The 22,117-nt window shown below is 64.2% G+C and carries 23 protein-coding genes; 10 read left to right on the forward strand and 13 right to left on the reverse strand.

The genetic code is table 11. The features are described 5' to 3' along the window. Positions 1–148: 148 nt before the first annotated feature. From msrQ to DNK34_RS02875, 6 genes are all read right to left on the reverse strand, one after another. On the reverse strand, positions 149–760 hold the full coding sequence (msrQ, locus tag DNK34_RS02850; RefSeq protein WP_131176724.1) for a protein-methionine-sulfoxide reductase heme-binding subunit MsrQ: 612 nt from the start codon (positions 758–760) through the stop codon (positions 149–151). Then, positions 760–1,773, reverse strand: a complete 1,014-nt coding sequence (msrP, locus tag DNK34_RS02855; protein ID WP_131176725.1) for a protein-methionine-sulfoxide reductase catalytic subunit MsrP — start codon at positions 1,771–1,773, stop codon at positions 760–762. The genes msrQ and msrP overlap by 1 nt, the downstream gene beginning before the upstream one ends. A gap of 61 nt (positions 1,774–1,834) precedes the next feature. Next, a complete protein-coding gene (gene pssA, locus DNK34_RS02860) occupies positions 1,835–2,650 on the reverse strand; it encodes a CDP-diacylglycerol--serine O-phosphatidyltransferase (protein WP_131176726.1) in 816 nt (271 codons plus the stop codon). A gap of 152 nt (positions 2,651–2,802) precedes the next feature. Beyond that, a complete protein-coding gene (gene ilvC, locus DNK34_RS02865; RefSeq protein ID WP_131176727.1) occupies positions 2,803–3,819 on the reverse strand; it encodes a ketol-acid reductoisomerase in 1,017 nt (338 codons plus the stop codon). A gap of 93 nt (positions 3,820–3,912) precedes the next feature. Further along, positions 3,913–4,404 carry an acetolactate synthase small subunit gene (gene ilvN, locus DNK34_RS02870; protein WP_131176728.1) on the reverse strand — a complete coding sequence of 164 codons (492 nt, stop codon included), beginning with the start codon at positions 4,402–4,404 and terminating at the stop codon, positions 3,913–3,915. A gap of 1 nt (position 4,405) precedes the next feature. Then, positions 4,406–6,136: an acetolactate synthase 3 large subunit gene (locus DNK34_RS02875; protein ID WP_131176729.1), complete on the reverse strand. Its 1,731-nt coding sequence runs from the start codon at positions 6,134–6,136 to the stop codon at positions 4,406–4,408. A 559-nt stretch (positions 6,137–6,695) separates the two neighbouring features. Here DNK34_RS02875 and DNK34_RS02880 point away from each other — a divergent pair. Then, positions 6,696–7,136 carry a DUF4124 domain-containing protein gene (locus tag DNK34_RS02880; protein WP_131176730.1) on the forward strand — a complete coding sequence of 147 codons (441 nt, stop codon included), beginning with the start codon at positions 6,696–6,698 and terminating at the stop codon, positions 7,134–7,136. 18 nt (positions 7,137–7,154) lie between these two features. Here the strand turns inward: DNK34_RS02880 and DNK34_RS02885 are convergent, their stop codons facing one another. The 3 genes from DNK34_RS02885 to mrcB are packed head-to-tail and all read right to left on the reverse strand — an operon-like array spanning position 7,155 to position 10,553. Then, the gene (locus DNK34_RS02885) at positions 7,155–7,481 is read right to left on the reverse strand and encodes a YqcC family protein (protein ID WP_131176731.1); all 327 of its coding nucleotides are present in this window, start codon (positions 7,479–7,481) and stop codon (positions 7,155–7,157) included. Further along, positions 7,481–8,218, reverse strand: coding sequence for a tetratricopeptide repeat protein (locus DNK34_RS02890; RefSeq protein ID WP_131176732.1), 738 nt, complete (start codon positions 8,216–8,218; stop codon positions 7,481–7,483). Before DNK34_RS02890 ends, DNK34_RS02885 begins: the two co-directional genes overlap by 1 nt. A gap of 16 nt (positions 8,219–8,234) precedes the next feature. Continuing rightward, a complete protein-coding gene (gene mrcB / locus DNK34_RS02895) occupies positions 8,235–10,553 on the reverse strand; it encodes a penicillin-binding protein 1B (protein WP_131176733.1) in 2,319 nt (772 codons plus the stop codon). Positions 10,554–10,673: 120 nt separating this feature from the next. On the opposite strand from mrcB, the gene DNK34_RS02900 reads away from it, so the two are divergent. The 5 genes from DNK34_RS02900 (at position 10,674) to DNK34_RS25365 (ending at position 14,683) form a co-directional block, all read left to right on the forward strand. Further along, the gene (locus DNK34_RS02900; RefSeq protein WP_131176734.1) at positions 10,674–12,236 is read left to right on the forward strand and encodes a bifunctional aminoglycoside phosphotransferase/ATP-binding protein; all 1,563 of its coding nucleotides are present in this window, start codon (positions 10,674–10,676) and stop codon (positions 12,234–12,236) included. Positions 12,237–12,309: 73 nt separating this feature from the next. Then, positions 12,310–12,666, forward strand: coding sequence for a pentapeptide repeat-containing protein (locus DNK34_RS02905; protein ID WP_131176735.1), 357 nt, complete (start codon positions 12,310–12,312; stop codon positions 12,664–12,666). A gap of 114 nt (positions 12,667–12,780) precedes the next feature. Further along, positions 12,781–13,053: a TfoX/Sxy family protein gene (locus tag DNK34_RS02910; RefSeq protein ID WP_131176736.1), complete on the forward strand. Its 273-nt coding sequence runs from the start codon at positions 12,781–12,783 to the stop codon at positions 13,051–13,053. A gap of 101 nt (positions 13,054–13,154) precedes the next feature. Next, positions 13,155–13,946, forward strand: a complete 792-nt coding sequence (locus tag DNK34_RS02915) for a Crp/Fnr family transcriptional regulator (protein WP_131176737.1) — start codon at positions 13,155–13,157, stop codon at positions 13,944–13,946. A 560-nt stretch (positions 13,947–14,506) separates the two neighbouring features. Beyond that, a complete protein-coding gene (locus DNK34_RS25365; protein WP_165496942.1) occupies positions 14,507–14,683 on the forward strand; it encodes a hypothetical protein in 177 nt (58 codons plus the stop codon). Between the two features lie 19 nt (positions 14,684–14,702). Here the strand turns inward: DNK34_RS25365 and DNK34_RS02920 are convergent, their stop codons facing one another. Further along, positions 14,703–15,893, reverse strand: a complete 1,191-nt coding sequence (locus DNK34_RS02920; protein ID WP_131176738.1) for a multidrug effflux MFS transporter — start codon at positions 15,891–15,893, stop codon at positions 14,703–14,705. Between the two features lie 176 nt (positions 15,894–16,069). On the opposite strand from DNK34_RS02920, the gene DNK34_RS02925 reads away from it, so the two are divergent. Then, positions 16,070–16,693, forward strand: a complete 624-nt coding sequence (locus DNK34_RS02925; protein ID WP_131176739.1) for a TetR family transcriptional regulator — start codon at positions 16,070–16,072, stop codon at positions 16,691–16,693. Here DNK34_RS02925 and DNK34_RS02930 read toward each other — a convergent pair. Continuing rightward, a complete protein-coding gene (locus DNK34_RS02930) occupies positions 16,686–16,880 on the reverse strand; it encodes a heavy-metal-associated domain-containing protein (protein WP_131176740.1) in 195 nt (64 codons plus the stop codon). The two genes, DNK34_RS02925 and DNK34_RS02930, sit on opposite strands and share 8 nt — an antisense overlap. 135 nt (positions 16,881–17,015) lie before the next feature. On the opposite strand from DNK34_RS02930, the gene DNK34_RS02935 reads away from it, so the two are divergent. The 3 genes from DNK34_RS02935 (at position 17,016) to cueR (ending at position 20,372) form a co-directional block, all read left to right on the forward strand. Then, complete coding sequence (locus DNK34_RS02935) at positions 17,016–17,408, forward strand: hypothetical protein (protein WP_131176741.1); 393 nt, start codon at positions 17,016–17,018, stop codon at positions 17,406–17,408. A gap of 146 nt (positions 17,409–17,554) precedes the next feature. Then, positions 17,555–19,945 (forward strand): heavy metal translocating P-type ATPase, encoded by a 2,391-nt coding sequence (locus DNK34_RS02940; RefSeq protein WP_131176742.1) that lies wholly within the window; start codon positions 17,555–17,557, stop codon positions 19,943–19,945. 19 nt (positions 19,946–19,964) lie between these two features. After that, positions 19,965–20,372 carry a Cu(I)-responsive transcriptional regulator gene (cueR, locus tag DNK34_RS02945; RefSeq protein ID WP_131176743.1) on the forward strand — a complete coding sequence of 136 codons (408 nt, stop codon included), beginning with the start codon at positions 19,965–19,967 and terminating at the stop codon, positions 20,370–20,372. Between the two features lie 201 nt (positions 20,373–20,573). Here cueR and DNK34_RS02950 read toward each other — a convergent pair whose 3' ends face one another. After that, a complete protein-coding gene (locus tag DNK34_RS02950) occupies positions 20,574–21,167 on the reverse strand; it encodes an HAD family hydrolase (protein ID WP_131176744.1) in 594 nt (197 codons plus the stop codon). 61 nt (positions 21,168–21,228) lie between these two features. Further along, positions 21,229–22,098, reverse strand: a complete 870-nt coding sequence (tesB, locus tag DNK34_RS02955; protein WP_131176745.1) for an acyl-CoA thioesterase II — start codon at positions 22,096–22,098, stop codon at positions 21,229–21,231. Positions 22,099–22,117 lie beyond the last annotated feature (19 nt).

The raw sequence follows: 22,117 nt of genomic DNA on the forward strand, positions 1-22,117 counted from the left end.
TGTCAGCGCCGGCGCATTCTACTCGAATTCGCCGTCCGTGCAACCCTTATATTCCTCTAACCCTTTGTTTAACAATAGGTTTTCAGATCAGGCCGCGCCGGAAGTGGTGCGCATTATAGGCAACCTGGTTTTCACGTCAACGGTTATTTCAGGTTTTTGTTGGCGTCTTCCCCGCAAGACGAGGGATTCGTCGCATGACGGGTGGAATACGCAGCAACAGCAGCGCCCCGCCGATAAGTGCATAGACAGTCCACTCCTCCAGGTCCGCACGCACTATCCACAACATATGCAGCAGGCCCAGGGGCAGGATCAGGTAGATCAGACGGTGCAGCTTCTTCCAGGACTTGCCCAGGCGACGCTGGCTATAGCGATTGGAGGTGACGGCCAGCAGCAACAGGCCGAACAGGGCAATGGCGCCGACGATGATGTAGGGCCGTTTGCGCAATTCGACGGCCAGTTGCGCCCAGTCCAGTCCGAGAATGAACACCGCGTATGCCATCAGGTGCAGCAGGCCATAGGCGAAGCACCACAGTCCGAGCTGCCGGCGCACAGCGACCCAACCACTCCAACCGCTGAGTTTCTGCAGAGGGGTCATGGCCAAGGTGACGAGCAGCAGGATCAGGGTTCCGAGCCCGAGCCGATCCACCAGCACCTTGCCCGGATCGGGCCCCAGGGCGAAGCTCCAGGCCTGGTACAGCCAGTAAAGCGGCCAGACGGCGATCAGCAGGAACACGCACAGGCGCCAGAAGGGATGGCGCATCAATAATGCTTCCGCAGGTCGAGATCGCTGTAGAGCGCGGCCACTTCTTCCGAGTAGCCGTTGAACATCTGGGTTTCGCGCACATTGGGGCTGAACAATCCGCTGGGTAGACGGCGTTCGCGAGCCTGGGTCCAGCGCGGGTGGTCGACATGCGGGTTGACGTTGGCATAGAAGCCATATTCCTGGGCCGCGATGCTTTGCCAGGTGGTCTGCGGCTGCTCGCTGACCAGGCTGATGCGGACGATGGACTTGATGCTCTTGAAGCCATATTTCCAGGGCACGACCAGCCGCAGTGGCGCGCCATTCTGGTTGGGCAGCTCCCTGCCGTACATGCCGACCGCGAGAATCGCCAGCGGGTTCATCGCCTCGTCCAGCCTGAGGCCCTCGACATAAGGCCAGTCGATCAACGCGAACCGCGAGCGTTGCCCGGGCATGCTCTGCGGGTCCTTCAGCGTCTCGAAGCGGATGTACTTCGCTGCGGAGGTCGGCTCGACCTGCTTGAGCAGGGCGGAAATGGGAAAGCCGATCCAGGGAATCACCATCGACCAGGCCTCCACGCAACGCAGGCGGTAGATGCGCTCTTCCAACTGCTGCGGCTTGAGCAGATCTTCCAGCCCATAGCGACCCGGCTTGCCGACTTCGCCATCGATCACCACCGACCAGGGCTCGGTTTTCAGGCTGCCGGCATTCGCCGCCGGATCGCCCTTGTCGGCGCCGAACTCATAGAAGTTGTTGTAGTGGGTCGCGTCGACGAAGGGCGTGATGGCTTCCCCTCCGGCGGTGACCGCGTTCCAGCGGGTGGAGGCTATCTGCTCGGCCAGCCAGCGCGGGGCCCGCCCGGGCTCGACATCGGCATAGCGCTGCGCATCCGCGGCCCTTACCCAGCCCGGCATGCCGCCAAGCGCCAGGCCGGCAGCCCCGGCACCGATGAAGGCGCGACGAGACAGGTAGATGGATTCAGGCGTGACATCCGACTCGCTGCAGTCGGATGCCCGGGCAAGCTTGATCAACATGATGACTCCGCACTACCGGGACAGAATGCCCAATAGACTACGGAGTCTGGGGGAAATTACATCACTCGGCGACTTTGCGACGACGCAGGCGCAACAGGTACTGGACCGGCCCCGAGGCCGCATAGGCGAGAAAGATCAGCAGCAGGATGCGTGGCGGATCGCTGAAGACCACAGCGAATACCAGCACCACGGCCAGGATCGCCACGAATGGCACACGGCCTTTCAGGTCGAGGTTCTTGAAGCTGTTGTACTTGATATTGCTGACCATCAGCATGCCCGCCGCCGCGACCAGGATCGCCACCACGAAGGCCATGTTGGAGCCCTTGATGCCGAAGTCGCTGAACGCCCATACGGTACCGGCCACCACGCCCGCCGCAGCCGGGCTGGCCAGGCCGATGAAGTAGCGCTTGTCGACGCTGCCGATCTGCGTGTTGAAGCGGGCCAGGCGCAGCGCGGCGCCGGCGACATAGATGAAGGCGACCATCCAGCCGACCTTGCCCATGCTGCCCAGCGCCCACTCGAAGGCCAGCAGCGCCGGCGCCACGCCGAAGGCGACCATATCGGACAGCGAGTCGTACTCGGCGCCGAAGGCGCTCTGGGTATTGGTCAGACGCGCCACGCGACCATCCAGGCCATCGAGCACCATGGCCACGAAGACCGCGGCGGCGGCCACGTAGAAATTGCCGTTCATCGCATTGATGATGGCGTAGAAACCGGCGAACAGGTTCGCAGTCGTGAACAGGTTGGGGAGCAGATAGATGCCGCGATGACGAACCTTTCGCCCCTCGTCGTCGTGTCCTTCCTCAATATGTTCGTCGATGGGCAGTAAGCTCTCATCGTCTCTGGACGATTTCGGCTCTTGCGGATGCTCGCTCATGAACAACACCTTGCAACGGATATGAAATTTCGACCGGCCACCCTGGCGAGGGTTCGCCTGGCGCCGGCTCAACGTTCAGGCTTTATACCAGAAGCCTTGCCCATAACGAAAAAACGCGGCCGTGGCCGCGTTCTTTCCCGATCGGTTCCGACTCAGTTCTTGGCCTTGTCGACGATCTTGTTGGCAGCGATCCACGGCATCATCGAGCGCAGCTGCTCACCGATGATCTCGATACCGTGAGCGGCGTTGTTACGACGCTTGGCGGTCATCGACGGGTAGCCGGTGGCGCCTTCGCTGATGAACATCTTGGCGTACTCGCCGTCCTGGATGCGCTTCAGGGCGTTGCGCATGGCCTGACGCGATTCGGCGTTGATGACTTCCGGGCCGGTCACGTATTCACCGTATTCGGCGTTGTTGGAGATCGAGTAGTTCATGTTGGCGATACCGCCTTCGTACATGAGGTCGACGATCAGCTTCAGTTCATGCAGGCACTCGAAATAGGCCATTTCCGGCGCGTAGCCCGCTTCGACCAGGGTTTCGAAGCCGGCCTTGACCAGTTCCACGGTACCGCCGCAGAGCACGGCCTGCTCGCCGAACAGGTCGGTTTCGGTCTCGTCCTTGAAGGTGGTTTCGATGATGCCGGTACGGCCGCCGCCCACGCCCGAGGCGTAGGACAGGGCGACGTTCTTGGCATTGCCGGAAGCATCCTGGTAGACCGCGATCAGGTCAGGGATACCGCCGCCCTTGACGAACTCGGTACGCACGGTGTGACCCGGGGCCTTCGGCGCGATCATGATCACGTCGAGGTCGGTACGCGGCACGACCTGGTTGTAATGGATGGCGAAACCGTGGGAGAAGGCCAGGGTGGCGCCCTTCTTGATGTTCGGCTCGATTTCGCTCTTGTACAGCTGGGCCTGGAACTCGTCCGGGGTCAGGATCATGACCAGGTCGGCACCGGCGACGGCGCTGGCGACGTCGGCGACCTTCAGGCCATGGGCCTCGGCCTTGGCGACGGTGGCCGAGCCTTTGCGCAGGCCGACGGTGACGTCGACGCCGGAGTCCTTGAGGTTGCACGCCTGGGCGTGGCCCTGGGAGCCGTAGCCGATGATGGCGACTTTCTTGCCCTGGATGATGGAAAGGTCGCAGTCTTTGTCGTAATACACTTTCATGGAATATCCCCTGTTATCTGGCCCCTTGGGCCATGCGCTAAATGAAATTCGCTATCCGCTCACGCTCTGCCGAGTCAGAACGTAAGCGGGTCCTCAGATGCTCAGTACTTTGTCGCCACGGGCGATCCCGGTGACGCCGCTGCGTACGGTTTCCAGGATCAGGGCCGTGCCGATCGCCAGGATGAAGCTGTCCAGCTTGTCGCTCGTGCCGGTCAACTGGATGGTGTAGACACTGGGCGTCACGTCGACGATCTGGCCACGGAAGATGTCGGTGGTGCGCTTGACCTCGGCGCGCTGGGCGCCGGTGGCCTTGACCTTGACCAGCATCAGCTCGCGCTCGATGTGGGCGTTTTCCGACAGGTCCACCAGCTTGACCACTTCGATCAGCTTGTTGAGGTTCTTGGTGATCTGCTCGATCACATCGTCGTGACCGATGGTGGTCAAGGTCAGACGCGACAGGGTCGGGTCTTCGGTCGGCGCCACGGTCAGGCTTTCGATGTTGTAGTTGCGTTGGGAGAACAGGCCGACCACACGCGACAAGGCTCCCGGTTCGTTTTCCAGCAGCAGAGAAATGATATGACGCATGTCAGGTTCGCTCCGTCTTGCTCAGCCACATATCGCGCATCGCCCCACCCCGGATCTGCATGGGGTAGACGTGCTCGCTGGTATCCACGGCGATGTCGAGGAACACCAGGCGGTTCTTCATGGCGAAGGCTTCTTCCATCTTCGGCTTGAGGTCTTTCAGCTCCGTGATGCGCATGCCCACGTGCCCATAGGCCTCGGCCAGCTTGACGAAATCAGGCAGCGATTCCATGTAGGAGTGCGAGTAACGGCTGCTGTACTGCATGTCCTGCCACTGGCGAACCATGCCCAACGCACCGTTGTTGAGGTTGACGATCTTCACCGGCAGGTCGTACTGCAGGCAGGTCGACAGCTCCTGGATGTTCATCTGGATGCTGCCTTCGCCGGTCACGCAGGCCACGTCGTCGTCCGGGAAGTTCAGCTTGACGCCCATGGCCGCCGGGAAGCCGAAGCCCATGGTGCCCAGGCCACCGGAGTTGATCCAGCGGTTCGGCTTGTTGAAGCGGTAGTACTGCGCCGCGAACATCTGGTGCTGGCCGACGTCGGAGCTGACGAAGGCGTCGCCCCTGGTCACTTCGCACAGGGTCTCGATCACGGTCTGCGGCTTGATGATGCTGCCGTCGCCCTTGTCATAGGGGAACAGACCGCGATGACCGCGCCATTCTTCGATCTGCTTCCACCAGGTGGCCTGCGCGTCCTTGTCCTGGCTCTGCTCGATTTCCTTGAGGCTGGCGACCATCTCGCTCAGCACGCTGTCGACCGGGCCGACGATCGGGATATCGGCCTTGACCGTCTTGGAGATCGACGCCGGGTCGATGTCGATATGGATGATCTTGGCGTTCGGGCAGAACTTGGCCGCCGTCTCGCCGTTAATCACCCGGTCGTCGAAACGCGCCCCGACAGCCAGGATGACGTCGGCATGGTGCATCGTCAGGTTGGCGGTGTAGCTGCCGTGCATGCCGAGCATGCCGACGAACTGGCGATCGTCGCCCGGGTAGGCGCCGAGGCCCATCAGGGTATTGGTGACCGGCACGTTGAGCGCCCGGGCCAGCTCGGTCAGTTGCGCCGAGGCGCCCCCCAGGATCACGCCGCCGCCGGCGTAGATGATCGGCCGCTTGGCCGTCACCAGCATTTCCGCCGCCTTGCGGATCTGCCCGGAATGACCGCGAACCGCCGGGCTGTAGGAACGCAGCTTGACCTTCTTCGGGTAGCTGTATTCGAACTTCTGCGTCGGATCGCCCATGTCCTTGGGAATGTCCACGACCACCGGGCCTGGACGACCGGACTGGGCGAGGTAGAAGGCCTTCTTGATCACTTCGGGAATTTCCGAAGGATGCTTGATGATAAAGCTGTGCTTCACGATCGGCCGGGAGATGCCAACCATGTCGACTTCCTGGAAGGCGTCGGTGCCAACCACGGTGCTGGCCACCTGACCGGAAAGGATCACCATGGGGATCGAGTCCATGTAGGCGGTGGCGATACCGGTGACGGCGTTGGTCGCACCTGGCCCCGACGTCACCAGGACCACGCCGGGCTTGCCGGTGGCGCGGGCATAACCGTCGGCCATATGGGTCGCGGCCTGCTCGTGACGAACCAGGATATGGGTCACTTCCGGTTCTTTGAACAAGGCATCGTAGATGTGCAGAAGGGCACCGCCCGGGTACCCGTAGATATACTTAACGCCTTCGTCACGCAACGAGCGGACGACCATTTCAGCGCCGGATAAAAGCTCCACGTTGTTCACCTCTAAAACGCCAGAAAACCGCCCTCTTGCAGGAACGGCCCGAGTAGGTTTACTGCCAGCAGAGCATGAGCGACGGTGGTCGCCGACTACGTCAGCTACAACTGAGCAAGTATTGGGAACGCCCCAAAGTGTTGCGGGATTTTCCCACCCAGCGCGAGGTAACGCGTTGCGGGTGTAACAAAGGTCGGCGCGGGTAGCGCCTCATGTCTACTGAGCTGAAGCCGGCTTGCGGCCGACTCCACTACAGCGAGCACTGGATTGTTCTGATTCGTCGGCGGCAAGTCAAGTAATCCGTGATGGAATCTGCAATCCACGCTCGCCGCGACACAGGGCCGAGGGCGCCGGAAAATTTCCGCCAAAGCCAATACAGGGTGTGATGCAGCGCAGGATGAAGAGTCTGCCGATTTGGTTATAGTAGCGACCTGAGTATGGCCGGTGGCTTATCGCGCAATCGCAACGGCGTGTCCGGCAATCGACGTTATTGCCCGGCGCAACCGCTCGCAACGCACCCTCATCGCAATCCGGGCCACAGCCCCCAGAAGGAACCTCCATGCGTCGTATGATCCTAACCAGCAGTCTGTTGCTCGCCCTGAGCACGACCGCCATGGCCAGCCAGGTTTACAAATGGGTCGATGCACAAGGCGTCACGCACTTCAGCGCGCAGCCGCCCCAGGGTCAGCAGGCGACCACCATCAATACGGCGACACCCCCACCAGCGCCCTCTCCGGCCGAACCCCAGGCGGCTCCCACTTTCGACAGCATTGCCGATCCCGAGCAAGCCGCGATCGATGCCAGGGTGAAGAAGGAAGTGGCCGCCAAGGAAGCCGAGCGCAAGCAATACTGCGAGGCCCAGCGCACCAACCTGGCACAGCTGGAGAACAACCCGCGCCTGCGTCTCGAAGAAGGTGGCCAGGTACGCCGGCTGGGCGAAGACGAACGCCAACAGCGCATCGCCGATACCCGCAAGGCCATCGAGGAAAACTGCCAATGACGGTGCGGCCCGCGGGCGTCAGCCCGCGGTGATCAGGCGGTCGAACTCGCCAAGCACCTCGAGCAGCTCGGCCACATCGCGGTTGCCGGCGCCATAGACCTGCTCGGCCATCGGCTGGATGCCGGAAACCGCGGGCAGGTCGGCCCCCGACTCGAGGATGCTTTTCATCTTCGGCAGGAATATCCACTGCAGCCACTGTTCGAAGGCCAGGGTATCGACGCAGAACGGCTCCCGGCTGGACAGCGCTTCGGCGCTCGGCGCCTGCGCTTCCCACCAGCCCTGCACGCGCAGGGCGCGCTCGATCAGCAGCAACTGATCAGCGATCAGCGCCACCGATGCCGCCATCAGAGATTGACCCGCGCACGTTCACGGGCCTGGGCAGCGCCGGCGGCATCCCCCTGGCGGTCGCGGGCCTGGGCGATCAAGTCCCAGAGGCTGGCCTGCAAGGCAGGACGGCCACTGGCATAACTCAGCCCGCGCCGGGCGAACTGCTCGGCCTGCGCCGCGTCCCCCTGGGCCAGACGCACTTCGGCCAGACGGTAGAGCACCTGCGGCTCACGCGGAGCGATACGCTGGGCGCGCTCCAGGCTGGAAGCCGCCCCGTTCAGATCACCGGAGCCCTGCAGTTGCTGGGCGCTGGTCAGCAGCGCCAGAACCGGGCCATCCAGTTGTTCGTCGGCGGCCAGGCCACCGGCATTGGCACCGGGGATACCACTCGGGCCACTCGGGGAGGAAGGTGCTGGCGACGCAGCGCCATAGCCGGAAGAGCCGAGCGGCTCACTGCTGAGCGGGGGCTCGTCGAAAGTCAGGCCACCGCTGGCGGACGCCCCCGGTGCCGCGTAGGTTTCGATGGGGGCGGAGGCATTGCCGCCCCCCGGCACCATCACCACCACGCCGGAATCATCCGGCTGCGCGGGTGTCGGCTGCTGCGTCGGAGCGCTGCTGTAACCAGCGCCCGGATTATCTTCTTGTTCATAGGCCGAAGTGCCGGAATCCACGACCGGAATGGAACCGCGCGGCACACTGGCACAACCACCCAGTACCACCGAGGCGGTCAAAACGGGAATCAACCACTTAGTCACGTCACGCCCTCTCCACTTATTCCAACCAGCCACGAACCCAGTCCATCACCGAGTCGACGGGCGCCTGAATGCCACAGCCCGCCCCGGGAGCCGGTTCGCTGCCACGAATATACGGCATCTGCACCGCTCCCGGACAACTCTGGTCGGAGCCCTGCCCCGTCTCGGCGTTGATCCACGCCTGCACCACGTTGTCCGGCAGCGGCATGTCCAAGGGCAGCGGATCCACCTTGCGCATGAAGCCGGTCCATACCTGCAGCGCCCCCGTGGCCCCGGTCAGCGGTGTCGGCCCGTTATCGTCACGCCCCAGCCAGACCACGGCCAGCAGATCCTGACTGAAACCGGCGAACCAGCTGTCGCGCGAGTCGTTGCTGGTACCGGTCTTGCCGGCCAGATTCAGCGAACTCGGCAGTTGGCTGTACACCGAGCGCCCCGTGCCTTCGCGCATGGTGCGCTGCATGGCGTTCTGCAGCAGGTAGATGGCCCCGGCATCGAAACGCTGCTGGATCTGGAACGGATAGCGCCTCAAGGGCTCGCCTTCGGCGGTCAGCACGCTGCGAATCCCCCGCAACGGGGTGTTGAAACCGCCATTGGCCAGGGTCTGGTACATGTCCGTCACTTCCATCGGGCTCAGCGCACCGGCGCCCAGCAACATCGACGGGTAGGCCGGCCACTGCCGCGACACACCGAGCCGCTCGAGGGTTTTGAGCACGTTCGGCACGCCCAGTTCCAGACCGAGCTTGGCCGTGGACAGATTGTAGGAATTGGCCAACCCCTGATAGAGGTAGATGCTGCCGTGGGCCTTGCGGTCATAGTTCTGCGGTTGCCAGACCTGCCCGTCCTGGCCCTTGACCGAGAAAGGCTCATCGAGCACGCGGCTGGTCAGGGTGTACTGGCTGGGACGCTCCAGGGCCGTCAGGTAGATCGCCGGCTTGATCAGGGAGCCGATGGGGCGCACGGCATCCAGCGCCCGGTTGAAGCCGGCGTAACGCGGTTGACGGCTGCCTATCAGCGCCTGCACTTCGCCGGTTTCCGGATTGGTGACCACCATGCCGGCCTCGACCTGATCGACGCCCTTGCGCCCGGACAGGCGCTTCAGGGTCTCGGCCAGCGCATCCTCGGCCTTGAGCTGCAGGATCGGGTCGAAACTGGTGAAGATGCGCAGCCCCTCTTCGGTCAGATCCTCTTCGCGGTAATCCTGGCGCAACTGACGCTTGACCAGGTCGAGGAACGCCGGGAAGGAGCTGTTGGCCATACTGCCGCGCTGGGTCACGCCCAGGGGCTTCTGCTTCGCCGCCGCGGCTTCCTCGGGCGAGACCACGCCCTGCTCGGCGAGCATGTCGAGAATCATGTTGCGCCGTTCGAGGGCGCGCTCGGGGTTGCGCCGCGGATTGTAATAGGTCGGGCCCTTGACCATGCCCACCAGCAACGCCACCTGGTCCAGCTTCAGCTCGGACAGCGGCTGGCTGAAGAAATACTGGCTGGCCAGGCCGAAGCCGTGCACGGCACGCTGACCGTCCTGACCGAGGAACACCTCGTTGAGGTAGGCCTCGAGAATTTCCGTCTTGTCGTAGTGCAGCTCCAGCAGCACCGCCATCATGGCTTCGGTGACCTTGCGGGTCAGGCTGCGCTCGTTGGTCAGGTAGAAGTTCTTCACCAACTGCTGGGTCAGGGTGCTGCCACCTTGCAGCAACTGCCCGGAGGAGGCATTGACCCAGACGGCGCGGGCGATGGACTTGGGCGATACGCCGAAATGGCTGAAGAATTCACGGTCCTCGACGGCGACCAGGGTCTCGACCAGATAGGCCGGGACCTGATCGAGCTTGATCAGCACGCGGTCTTCCTGGTGGGCGGGATACAGTCCACCGATCAGCATCGGCTCCAGGCGCGCAACGGCCAGGTTGCTGCCATCGGCCTGGGTCAGGGAGGCGACATAATCACCGGAGAAGCGGATATTGACCCGCTTCGCCTGCTCGGTGCTTTCATAGAACTGGAAGCCGCGCGAATGCAAAGCGATGCTGTTGCCCGACACCGCAACGGCGCCGGGGCCGTCGGCGGCACTTTCACGCCGGTAGCCCAGGGCATCCACTTCCTTGAGGAAGTCATCCTTGGCCAGTTTCTGGCCGACGAACAGCTCCAGCGGCCGGGCATAGACCTTGGCCGGCACGGTCCAGCGCTTGCCGGAGAATTTCTCCTGGACGACGGCATCGAGATAAACCGCAAACCCGGCGAGCACCACCAGGCCTACCAGGCCGAGCTTTACAGCCCAGCCCAGCAACGGGCGCATGCCGCGGGAGCGGCGTTTGGAACGGGAACGAGCGGATCGGGTACGAGTCATGGCGCGGCATTATACGCACTTTGTTCAGCGCCGGCAGAAGCCGCCACGGCGGTTTGCACGACGCCGGCGAGCCGCCATAATGCGCGCCTATCTCATTCGTTCGACAGCCAAGGATCGCCCGTGAGCCAAGCCCTGATTACCGCCCTGCAGAATCCGGCCCTCTACCCGCATCCGGTGGACGGTTTCAGCGTCATCGAGACGCATATCTCCTGGGTGCTGCTGACCGGCCCCTACGCCTACAAGATCAAGAAGCCGGTGGATTTCGGCTTCCTCGACTTCACCACCCTCGAAGCCCGTCAGCACTTCTGCCAGGAGGAGTTGCGCCTCAATCAGCGCCTGACCAAGGATTTGTATCTGCAGGTATTACCGATCAGCGGTAGCAGCGAAGCCCCCAACCTGAATGGCGACGGCCCGGTCATCGAATACGCCCTGCAAATGCGCCAGTTCCCCCAGGAGCAACTGCTGGCAGCGGTGCAGGCCCGGGGCGAACTGAACGAAGCCCACATCGACGCGCTGGCCAGGCAGATCGCCGACTTCCACCTCAGCACGCCGCGCGTGCCCGTGGAGCACGAACTGTGCAACGCCAGCGCCATCGTCGCCCCGCTGCGGCAGAACTTCGAACAGATCCGCCCCCTGCTCAGCGACAAGGCCGATCTGCAGCAGCTGGACGCCCTCGAGAGCTGGGTGGAAACCAGCCTCGAACGCCTGTGGCCGGACCTGCAGGCCAGGGCCACCCAGGGTTTCATCCGCGAATGTCATGGCGACATCCACCTCGGCAACGCCACCCTGCTCGACGGCCAGGCAACGCTGTTCGACTGCATCGAATTCAATGAGCCCTTCCGCCTGACCGACATCGCCCTGGATACCGCATTTCTGGCCATGGACCTGGAAGACCGCGGCCTCAAATGCCTGTCCCGGCGCCTGCTCAATGCCTGGCTCGAATACACCGGCGATTACGACTCGCTGAAGCTCTTCAACCTGTACAAGACGCACCGCGCCCTGGTCCGCGCCAAGGTCGCCCTGTTCCGTCTCGGCCAGGAACAGGATGCCGTACAGCGTGCGGTGATCCTGCGCCAGTACCGCGGTTACGCCGCCCTGGCCGAAAGCTACAGCGCCATTCCGGTGCGCTTCATGGCCATCACCCATGGCGTATCGGCGGTCGGCAAGAGCCAGGTGGCCTTGCGTCTGGTCGAAGCGCTGGGCGCCATCCGCATCCGCTCGGATGTCGAGCGCAAACGCCTGCTGGGCACACCGCAGGCCGGCGACGAGGCCGCCCTGAATAGCGGCATCTACAGCGAACAGGCCAGCCAGGCCACCTACCAGCGCCTCAACCAGTTGGCCGACCTCGCCCTGCATGCCGGTTACCCGGTGGTGCTCGACGCCACCTACCTCAAGCACCCGCAGCGCCAGGATGCCAGGCAGGTCGCCGAGGCCACCGGCGTGCCCTTCCTGATCATCGACTGCCAGGCGCCGGACGCGGTCATCGCCAGTTGGCTGCGACAGCGCCAGGAGCAGGGCCAGGACCCCTCCGATGCCACGCTCGCGGTGATCGAGGCGCAACGTGCCGGCCAGGATGCCCTGAGCGCCGACGAACTGGTGCATTGCAAGCGCGTGGACACCCAGGACAGCGGCAGCCTGAACGCCTTGGTGAACACCATCCGCCAACGTTTCCCGAGTCTGTAAGGCGCTTCCAAAGGCCCCGCACAGAGCGCCCGGCCCGCCTATACTGGCAGTGAACCCCATACGGATCACTGCCATGAGCCAGCCACGCCAGTTGGACAATCCGCTCTACCACCTGCTGCACAACGACGATATCGCCGCCTTCAACCAGCAGCGCCCACGCGATGGCAGCGTCGACCTGAGCGATGGCGACTTCCGCGGCCTCGACCTGCGCGCCCTGGATGCCCACGCCATCGACTTCCGCAATGCCTACTTCCGCGGCGCCGACCTGCGCGGAGTGGATCTGCGCTCGGCACAGCTCGAAGGCGCCAGCCTGGCCCACGCCCAGATATCCGGGGCCTATTTCCCCGTCGAGCTCAGTGCCGACGAGATCCTCATGTCGGTCAACTTCGGCACGCGCCTGCGCTACCGCACCCAGCCGAACCACATGTAGCAGCGTGTAACGTTCGCTCCCGGCGTCTGGGCCAGCGCCCGCTACACTTTCTCCTTGAGCAAACGGCCATACACGCGGTCCATACGTGAGCAGACGGCCGTGCAAGGAGGCTTGATGAACGACGAATTGCAACACCTGAAGAACCTGGGCAAGACTTCAGCACAGTGGCTGCATGCCGTAGGTATTCACAACGCCAATGACCTGCGCCAGCATGGTGCGGTCGATGCCTACCGCGCCGTCAGGGCCCGTGGCTTTCGCGCCTCCAAAGTGTTGCTTTATGCAATCGAAGGAGCGCTGTTGGATGTACACTGGAACGAGCTGCCGGCCGGCCACAAGGCGAAGCTGAACGACCAACTGGAAACATCGACGGCCGACAACAAGAGCTAGCTCACAACCTCTGCCAGGACGGATTTACCTGAAACGCGGCGACGTTTATCGTTTCAGGGATTTTCGTGCGCTTCCAGTCCGACCAGTCCAAGGAATCACTCATGTATCTACTCGGGGAGCAACCGGCCTACGCCGATCAGCTTATCAATCGACTGCAAAGCATCCCCGCGCAGTTACTGGATGGGCTGAGCCCGAGCGGCCCGCCCCTCGGCATCGAGCGAACCGACGACCTGGCTCGCGAGCTGCCGAGCGACCAGCTGTTCATCATCGACAATGGCCTGCTCCACGCCCTGGTCGACGAGCGGGCGCTGTTCTATCTGCAGGAAGGCGATCTGGTCGGCCTGCGGCAGGGCATCGACCTGCCCACCTGCCGCTATACCAGTGACGAGCAGTTGACCCTGATCCCCTATTCGCGCAGCGAGGTGTTCAAGCACATCTATGTCAACGAGCAGCGCCAGGAGCTGTTCATCCAGTACCTGATCGGGCACACCGCCCTGCTCTCCGACGCGCTGGCACGCCTGAAACAACCGGAGATCCGCCCTTCTACAGGATTCCAGCACTTCGCCAAGGGCGATGCCCTGATCCACCAGGGCGACGACGCCGATCACGTGTTCATCATCATCGACGGCCACGCCGAGGCCTATGTCGATGGGCACAAGGTCGGCGACGTACAGAAGGACGAGATATTCGGCGCCATGGCGGTGTTCACCCAGGAGAAACGCAGCGCCACCGTAATCGCCAGCGAGGCGTGCACGGTGATGGTGATTCCCAAGGATCAGTTCCTCGGCCTGATGCAAAGCAACCCGCGCATCGCCCACAGCCTGATCGAGAGCATGGCAAGACGCATCGACCTGCTGAACAAGGAGGTCACCCAGATGCGCTTGCCGCAGTGAGCGGCCCACGCCTCGCCCATGTCCCGAGAACCCGGCCGAGTGCCGGGTTCTTGCTTAAGGGGGTTTCCAGGCTATGGAGGCGATGGCAGAAAATAATTTGAAAACAGCTGTTGACTATGAAATGAGAATTGTTACTATTATCGCAACTGGTCGCGAGATCAGCCGATAAGCTAAAGAGGCCTTCAGTCGGACTCTTCAGATTATCTCCTCATCAGGCTAATCACGGTTATTGACCCGGCACTTTGCCGGGTCTTTTTTTGTGGCCTGCCATCCCTGGCGGCCACCCTGCGGGCCGTCGCCGGCGACGTCAAAAATGGCTTCCGGCCATTTTTTTGCCTGCGGCAACCGACCCCTCACCCGCGAATGCGCTGCCCTCCGCCAGAACCGGGCCACAGCCCGTACCGGCATGGCCATGGCAATCCATCTTACGAGTGCACCCGATCTAACCGAATGGCGGCTTATCGCAAGAGGTTTTTACCGCCAGTCGCGCTCTTGATATGAGTCAGAGAAACTTCACACTCAGCGTCTAGACTGCAGTCTCTCTTATCGGGAGGTGCCGCATGGATATCCGCATACTTACCTTGACTGAACCGCAGGGCCAGCGCTGGCAGGTCGTCGTTGACAAGCACAAGATCAGCTTTCGCAGCGAAGAAGAGGCGCGCCAGTTCGTCGCCACGCTCGAGGCGCGGTTACGCGCGCCCCACGTGCTGCCGGACTGGCAACGCCTGGCCGGCTGAGCGCCATCGATTCCGCGCGTCAGGTCTGGGGATGCCCGCTGCGTCGCTCGGCCCAGCGGGTGAAGCGCGAAGCCAGCACGGCGAGCACGCCACAACAGAAGATCACCAGGGCCATCGGCCAGGCACTGCCGTCATGCAACACCCCCACCAGGGTGGCGGCACTGGCGGCAGTGGCGAACTGCAGGCTGCCCATCAGCGCCGAAGCGCTACCGGCATGGCGCCCTTGCCCGGCCATGGCGCAGGCCGAGGTATTGGGCAACAGAATCCCCAGGCAGGCGATGCAGCCAAACAGCGGGACCAGCAGCGGCCACAGGGAATCGGTACGCGCCAGCGACACCAGCAGCAGGATCAGGCCGCAGCCCAGATAGAACCAGACGATGCGCCTCGCCCAGTAGCCCGGGCCATGGCGTGACACCAACCAGGCATTGAGCTGGGCGGCCAGGATGAAGCCCGCCGCGTTACTGCCGAACAGCCAGCCGTAGTGTTCTGCCGCAATACCGTACAGTTCGATGAAGACAAACGGCGAACCGGCGATATAGGCGAACATGCCGGCCATGGCCAGGCCGCCGGTCAGTGCGTGGCCAATGAACGGCAGGTCGCCGAACAGCCGCCGGTATTCGCCCAGGGCGCCGCTCAGCGGCGCCGCGGCGCCATGCGGGTCGAGGGTTTCAGGCAACCACAGGGCGACCCCGAGCAGGCAGGCGGCACTGAACAGCGTCAGGGCGACGAAGATCGACGGCCAGCCGAACAGGTTCAGCAACAGGCCGCCAGCCACGGGGGCCAGAATCGGGGCCAGCCCCATCACCAGCATCAGTTGCGAAAACACCTTGGCCGAGCTGATCGGATCGCACAGGTCACGCACCACGGCGCGCGCCACCACCATGCCCGCACAGCCACCGAGCGCCTGCACGAAGCGGGCGCCGATCAACCACTCCAGGGTCGGCGCCAGGGCACAGGCCAGCGACGCCAGGGTGAACAGGAACACCCCGGCCAGCAACGGCGGTCGCCGGCCGAAACGGTCAGCCAAGGGCCCATAGAGCAATTGGCCGATGGCCAGGCCGATGAAGTAGGAGGCCAGGGACAACTGCACGTGCTCGGTATCGGTGTCGAACGCCAGGGCCAGGGCCGGGAAACTGGGCAGGTAGAAGTCGATGGCCAACGGGCCGAAGGCGCTCAGGGCGCCGAGGATCAGTAACAGGCGAAACGTCATGGGGTGGCACTCAGCAGATGCGCCCGGCCAATACCGGGTAAACGGGGCCGGAAACCGGCTAGCGGCCGACACCCCGCATGAGACCGTCAATTACATACAAGTTTGTTTGTAAATCAAACCTCGGCGACGAAAAATAATTAAACTCGCCTCTTCACTGACCGACTGATCCACTGCCCATGCGCCGAACGAAAGAACAAGCCGAACAGACCCGCACCGCCATTCTCACGGCTGCCGAAGTGCTGTTCCTGGAAAAGGGCGTCGCCCACACCAGCCTGGAACACATCGCCAAGCAGGCCGGAGTGACCCGTGGCGCGGTGTACTGGCACTTCCAGAACAAGGCGCACCTGTTTCACGACATGCTCAACCAGGTACGCCTGCCGCCGGAACAATTGGCCAGGCGCCTGCTGGAAAGCGATGCCAGCAGCCCGCTGCAGGCATTGCGGGCCTTGTGCATCGAGGGCATGGCCAGCATTGCCCTGGATGAGCAGAAGCGGCGTATCTTCACCATCCTGCTGCGCCGCTGCGAATTCACCGAGGAACTGCATGAAGCCGAGGAACGGCACGAGGCCTTCATCAATCAATTCATCGACCACTGTGAAACGCTGTTCGCCCACCCGGCGGTGCTCCCGACCCTGCACCCTGGCATGACGCCCCGGCTGGCGGCTCGCACCCTGCATGCGATGTTCGTCGGCATGCTCAGCGACTGGCTGCGCGATCCCGGGCTGTTCGATCCCCAGCAGGACGCGCCGGCGATGATCGACAGCATGTTCCGCGGCCTGATTCGTGACTGGCCTAATTGACGAGGTAACCTTCGCTGGCGATGGCCGCGATCAGTTCGTCGGCGGCACGCGTGCTGTGCACCCGAACCTCGCCAGCGGCCAGATCGACCTGCACCTGAGCCTCGCCATCGACTGCCTGCAACGCCTGGGTGATCGCTCGTACGCAGTGCCCGCACGTCATGCCCTGTACCTTGAAAACCTGCTGCATCGTCATCTCCTCGGGGCTGGAAGTTTGCCCGACCAGTATCGGGCTTGCCATCGGGGCAAGGTCAAGCACAGGGCTTGTTGAAAAGCTGAACCTCGGCCAAGCTCAGGATACTCCTCCCCCACCTCCGGTTTGCCCATGCTGCGTTTCTGTCTGCTGTTCCTCGTTGCCCTGCAATGGCAGGCCACGGCCCAGGCCCAGGTGCTGCCCTCGCACACCACCATGGGTGATGGCTATGCCGTGCTGATCATCTCCCGCGAGCGCCTGGAAATGGCGTCCCCCTGCGAAATCGGCCTGTACCTGCAGGATCAGTTGGCCGCGCGACTGTTCCAGGGCCAGTCGGTTTCGTTCAATCTGCCGCCTGGCCAGGTATCGATCCGCATGGGCATGATCGGCACCGGCACCTGCCAGGCCGGCATCACGCCACTGGACAGCCAGCGCCTGATGCTGCAGGCCGGCGAAATCCGGCGCTATCGCATCGCACTCGGCCCATCGGGCCCTTACCTGACGCCCGCACCGCCCACCCAGTGACAGAGCGGGCACGCCGATACTGATCGAGCGCAATGCGGCCTGAAGACAGAACGATCAGGCTTGACCTTACCCATGGGTCAAGGTTGATCCTGTGGGCGAAGCGCGGCTCGCGCTGAAGTACGGCAGCCCCTGGAGATCGATCGCCCATGCCCAGTCAGTCCACTTTCGACCTGCCGATCAGCGGCATGACCTGCGCCAGTTGCGCCGGCCGCGTCGAGCGAGCGTTGCGCGCCGTACCCGGGGTCAGCGCCGCCAACGTCAACCTGGCCAGCGAGCGGGCGCGTATCGAAGCACCGGCAGACAGCCTCGGAAAACTGCTGGCCGCCGTCGACGGCGCAGGTTATCAGGTGCCCAGCGAGCCGCTGCTGCTGGCCATCGAAGGCATGACCTGCGCCAGTTGCGTGGGCCGTGTGGAACGGGCGCTGGGCAAACAACCCGGGGTCCTCTCGGTAAGCGTCAACCTGGCCACCGAACAGGCCCATCTGCAGATCGTCGCGGGCCTGGAGCATCAGCCTCTGCTAGAGGCCGTCGCTGCCGCCGGCTACAGCGCCAGCCCGGTGGATATCCAGCAGCCGGCCGGCAACGCTGCCGACCAGCGTCTGCGCCGCGAACGCTGGGCGCTGGGCCTGGCCCTGTCGCTCGCCGCGCCGCTGGTGGTGCCCATGCTGCTGGCGCCCTTCGGCGTGCACTGGATGCTGCCGGCCTGGCTCCAGTTCGCCCTGGCCACGCCGGTGCAGTTCGTACTCGGGGCACGCTTCTACCGGGCGGCCTGGAACGCCCTGCGCGCCGGTGCCGGCAACATGGATCAACTGGTCGCCATCGGCACCAGCGCCGGCTACGGCCTGAGCCTGTACCAGTGGGCGATCACCCCGCCCGGGCATATGCCGCACCTGTACTTCGAGGCGTCGGCGGTGATCATCGCCCTGATCCTCCTCGGCAAGTACCTGGAGAGCCGGGCCAAACGGCAGACCACCAGCGCCATCCGCGCCCTGCAGGCATTGCGCCCGGATGAAGCGGTGCGCCTGCACAACGGCGAGGAACAACGAGTGGCCGTGAGCATGCTGAAACTCGGCGATCAGGTGGTGGTGAAGCCCGGTGAGCGCTTTCCCGTCGACGGCCAGGTGCTGGAAGGCCGCAGCCACGCCGACGAAGCCCTGATCAGCGGTGAAAGCCTGCCCCTGGCCAAGCAGCCGGGCGACCGGGTCACCGCCGGGGCCATCAACGGCGAAGGCCGCCTGCTCATCGAAACCACGGCCCTCGGTGCGGAAACCGTCCTGGCGCGTATCATCCGCCTGGTGGAAGACGCCCAGGCGGCCAAGGCACCGATCCAGAAACTGGTGGATCGGGTCAGCCAGGTGTTCGTGCCGGCGGTGCTGATCATCGCCCTGCTCACCCTGATCACCTGGCTCGGTCTCGGTGCCGGCGTGGAAACCGCCCTGCTCAACGCCGTCGCCGTACTGGTCATCGCCTGCCCGTGCGCCCTGGGCCTGGCCACGCCGACGGCGATCATGGCTGGTACCGGCGTAGCCGCCCGCCACGGCATCCTGATCAAGGACGCCGAAGCCCTGGAGATCGCCCATGGCGTCAACGTGGTGGCTTTCGACAAGACCGGCACCCTGACCTCCGGCGCACCGCGGATCGCTCACCTGCATGCCGTGGACGACGACCGCGACGCCGCGTTGCGCCTGGCGGGCGCCCTGCAGCAGGGCAGCGAGCACCCGCTGGCCAAAGCGGTGCTGGAAGCCTGCCGCAGCGCCTCGATCGAGCTGCCGACGGTGAGCGCCAGCCAGGCGCTGGCCGGCCGTGGCATTGCCGGACGGGTCGAGGAACGCCAGCTGGCCCTGGGCAACCGCCGCCTGCTGGACGACAGCGCGCTCGGCGAACCTGCCGCCATGGCTGCGGCGGCGCGCACCTGGGAGGCCGAGGGCCGCACCCTGTCATGGCTGATCGAAACGGCACCCGAGGTGCGCCTGCTGGCGCTGTTCGCCTTTGGCGATACCCTCAAGGAGGGTGCCGGCGAGGCCATCGCCCAGCTCAGCGAGCAGCACATCCAGAGCCACCTGATCAGCGGCGACAACCAGGGCAGCGCGCAGGCGGTGGCCACCGCGCTGGGCATCGATTCGGTGCACGCCCAGGTGCTGCCGGCGGACAAGGCGCGCATCGTTGGCGAGCTGAAAGGCAGCGGCGTGGTGGCCATGGTCGGCGATGGCATCAACGACGCCCCGGCCCTGGCCGCCGCGGATGTCGGCATCGCCATGGGCAGTGGCACCGACGTGGCCATGCAGGCCGCCGGCATCACCTTGATGCGCGGCGACCCGCGCCTGGTCCCCGCCGCCCTGGACATCGCCCGCCGCACGTACGGCAAGATCCGCCAGAACCTGTTCTGGGCCTTCATCTACAACCTGGTCGGTATTCCCCTGGCCGCCTTCGGCCTGCTCAATCCGATGCTCGCCGGCGCGGCCATGGCGCTGTCCAGCGTCAGCGTGGTGAGCAATGCCCTGCTGCTGAAAACCTGGAAACCCAAGTCGAACCCGTGAGGACAGGAGGCGCACAGCCATGAACATCGGCCAAGCGGCGAAGAACACCGGCCTGAGCGCCAAGATGATCCGTTATTACGAGGCCATCGGCCTGCTGCCCAGTGCCGGGCGCAGCGACAGCGGCTACCGCCAGTACGGCGGCGACGACCTGCACCGCCTGGCCTTCATCAAGCGTGCCCGCGACCTGGGCTTCTCCCTGGCCGAAGTGGGCAAGCTGCTGGCCCTGTGGCACGACCGGCAGCGCGCCAGCGCCGACGTCAAGGCCCTGGCCATGCAGCACATCGACACGCTCAACCAGAAGATCGCCGAACTCAGCGGCCTGCGCGACACCCTGCAGGATCTGGTGCAGCACTGCCAGGGCGACCAGCGCCCCGACTGCCCGATCCTGGAAAACCTGCAATCGGGCGGCGCCTGTTGCCATGGTTAGGGGAATGACCATAAGACGAAAAAGGACGGCCAATAGGAGCGCTGAAGGCTGGAGGCTGAACGACAAAAGCAAACCCCATAGGCTCTTTCGTCCAGCGTTCCAGCCTCAAGCGTTTTTGATCGAAGGCCGAAGGCCGCTTCCGCCTTCGAGCAACCACTCAGCCCGTTCGCCCGGATACGACATTTACTCTGCGATATGGCCCTACTCCAACGATAAGCGCTGCAGCGCCAGGCAATCGGCGGCGACATGGTCGGCCAGCTCGGGCCAGGGGTTGTCCGGCAGGTTGACCAGCACGGTGGTGGCGCCGGCGGCACGACCGCAGGCCAGGTCGTAGAGGTGGTCGCCGACCATGACCATCTCGGCCGGCGCCACCTGCCAGCGCTCGGCCAGGTGCAACAGGCCCCCCGGGTCGGGTTTGGGCGGCGCTTCGTCACGACCGAGGATATCGCCGACCCGGAAACAGTCGTCCAGGCCGATGGCCTGCAGGGTCAGCAAGGCCAGCTCATGGGCGTTGCGCGTCAGAATTCCCAGGCGCACACCCCGCGCATGCAGGCTACGCACCAGTGCCACCGCGCCCACGGCCGGCCGGGCGTTGACCGCCAGCTCGCGCTCGTGCTCGAGCAGCCAGGCGTGCTTGGCGCGCGCCAGCGCCGGTGGCAAGGCGGCGAGATGACCGAGAATGTCGTCCTCGGGAGGAATGCCCAGTTCCAGGCGGATGGCGGCGAAGTCGTGCACGGCGACGGTAAGCGTGCCATCCATGTCGAAGACCCAATGGGTGTAACGCTGCAGGCTCATCGCCCCTCCACAACGGCAATATCGGCAGCGCAGGATAACCCGCTGCGCTCGCTACAGGCGCTCAGCGCCAATCCTCACGCACCCGGGTCAGGCCCTCTTGCGCCACCGAGGCCACCAGTTGCCCCTGGCGGTTGAACACGCTGCCGCGGGAGAAACCCCGGGCATTACCCGCCCACGGACTGTCCATGGCATAGAGCAACCAGTCGTCCATGCGCAGATCGCCGTGGAACCAGATCGAGTGGTCGAGGCTGGCCACCTGCATGAACGTCTGCCACACCGAGACGCCATGGGGCAGCATCGAGGTGGTCAGCAGGTTGAAGTCCGAAGCGTAACCGAGGATGCACTTGTGGATCGCCGGGATGTCCGGCAGCTCGCCGTCGGCCCGAAACCAGACGTACTTGACCGGCTCGCTACGTTGCGGCGCGAAGGGGTTATCGACAGTCACCGGACGGATGTCGATGGGCTTGTCGATCAACACGCGCTCACGCACCCGCGTGGGCAACGAATCGGCGACCAGGCTGGCCAGCTCGGTTTCCGAACGCAAGCCCTCGGGGCCGGGCACGTCCGGCATCTGCAACTGATGATGGAAACCCTCTTCGACGGCCTGGAACGAGGCGCTGCAGGTGAAGATCGCTCTGCCCTTCTGCACCGCCGTGACGCGGCGGGTGCTGAAGCTGCCGCCATCACGCACGCGATCGACCTGGTAGACCACCGGCAGCGTGGCGTCGCCGGGCCGCAGGAAGTATCCGTGCAGCGAATGCACGTGGCGATCCGCTTCCACCGTCTGGGTGGCGGCGGACACGCACTGCCCCAGCACCTGCCCGCCGAAGAGTTGGCGAAAGCCGAGATCCTGGCTGACGCCGCGGAACAGGTTCTCCTCAATGGCCTCGAGACTCAGCAGCGCCACCAACTCTTGCAGGACTTGACTCATAGCGGTTCTCCACGGCCCT

The sequence above is a fragment of the Phytopseudomonas dryadis genome, from assembly GCF_004327355.1.
Taxonomy (GTDB): Bacteria; Pseudomonadota; Gammaproteobacteria; order Pseudomonadales; family Pseudomonadaceae; genus Aquipseudomonas; species Aquipseudomonas dryadis.

What these genes read in the sequence shown, in the direction of transcription:
- DNK34_RS02920 (WP_131176738.1), bottom strand. Translation starts at nt 15,893, where the DNA reads ATGACGTTTCGCCTGTTACTGATCCTCGGCGCCCTGAGCGCCTTCGGC.
- msrP (WP_131176725.1), bottom strand. Translation starts at nt 1,773, where the DNA reads ATGTTGATCAAGCTTGCCCGGGCATCCGACTGCAGCGAGTCGGATGTC.
- DNK34_RS02885 (WP_131176731.1), bottom strand. Translation starts at nt 7,481, where the DNA reads ATGGCGGCATCGGTGGCGCTGATCGCTGATCAGTTGCTGCTGATCGAG.
- DNK34_RS25365 (WP_165496942.1), top strand. Translation starts at nt 14,507, where the DNA reads ATGGATATCCGCATACTTACCTTGACTGAACCGCAGGGCCAGCGCTGG.
- DNK34_RS02940 (WP_131176742.1), top strand. Translation starts at nt 17,555, where the DNA reads ATGCCCAGTCAGTCCACTTTCGACCTGCCGATCAGCGGCATGACCTGC.
- pssA (WP_131176726.1), bottom strand. Translation starts at nt 2,650, where the DNA reads ATGAGCGAGCATCCGCAAGAGCCGAAATCGTCCAGAGACGATGAGAGC.
- DNK34_RS02935 (WP_131176741.1), top strand. Translation starts at nt 17,016, where the DNA reads ATGCTGCGTTTCTGTCTGCTGTTCCTCGTTGCCCTGCAATGGCAGGCC.
- DNK34_RS02910 (WP_131176736.1), top strand. Translation starts at nt 12,781, where the DNA reads ATGAACGACGAATTGCAACACCTGAAGAACCTGGGCAAGACTTCAGCA.
- mrcB (WP_131176733.1), bottom strand. Translation starts at nt 10,553, where the DNA reads ATGACTCGTACCCGATCCGCTCGTTCCCGTTCCAAACGCCGCTCCCGC.
- msrQ (WP_131176724.1), bottom strand. Translation starts at nt 760, where the DNA reads ATGCGCCATCCCTTCTGGCGCCTGTGCGTGTTCCTGCTGATCGCCGTC.
- cueR (WP_131176743.1), top strand. Translation starts at nt 19,965, where the DNA reads ATGAACATCGGCCAAGCGGCGAAGAACACCGGCCTGAGCGCCAAGATG.
- DNK34_RS02880 (WP_131176730.1), top strand. Translation starts at nt 6,696, where the DNA reads ATGCGTCGTATGATCCTAACCAGCAGTCTGTTGCTCGCCCTGAGCACG.
- ilvC (WP_131176727.1), bottom strand. Translation starts at nt 3,819, where the DNA reads ATGAAAGTGTATTACGACAAAGACTGCGACCTTTCCATCATCCAGGGC.
- DNK34_RS02950 (WP_131176744.1), bottom strand. Translation starts at nt 21,167, where the DNA reads ATGAGCCTGCAGCGTTACACCCATTGGGTCTTCGACATGGATGGCACG.
- DNK34_RS02905 (WP_131176735.1), top strand. Translation starts at nt 12,310, where the DNA reads ATGAGCCAGCCACGCCAGTTGGACAATCCGCTCTACCACCTGCTGCAC.
- ilvN (WP_131176728.1), bottom strand. Translation starts at nt 4,404, where the DNA reads ATGCGTCATATCATTTCTCTGCTGCTGGAAAACGAACCGGGAGCCTTG.
- DNK34_RS02925 (WP_131176739.1), top strand. Translation starts at nt 16,070, where the DNA reads ATGCGCCGAACGAAAGAACAAGCCGAACAGACCCGCACCGCCATTCTC.
- DNK34_RS02915 (WP_131176737.1), top strand. Translation starts at nt 13,155, where the DNA reads ATGTATCTACTCGGGGAGCAACCGGCCTACGCCGATCAGCTTATCAAT.
- DNK34_RS02930 (WP_131176740.1), bottom strand. Translation starts at nt 16,880, where the DNA reads ATGCAGCAGGTTTTCAAGGTACAGGGCATGACGTGCGGGCACTGCGTA.
- tesB (WP_131176745.1), bottom strand. Translation starts at nt 22,098, where the DNA reads ATGAGTCAAGTCCTGCAAGAGTTGGTGGCGCTGCTGAGTCTCGAGGCC.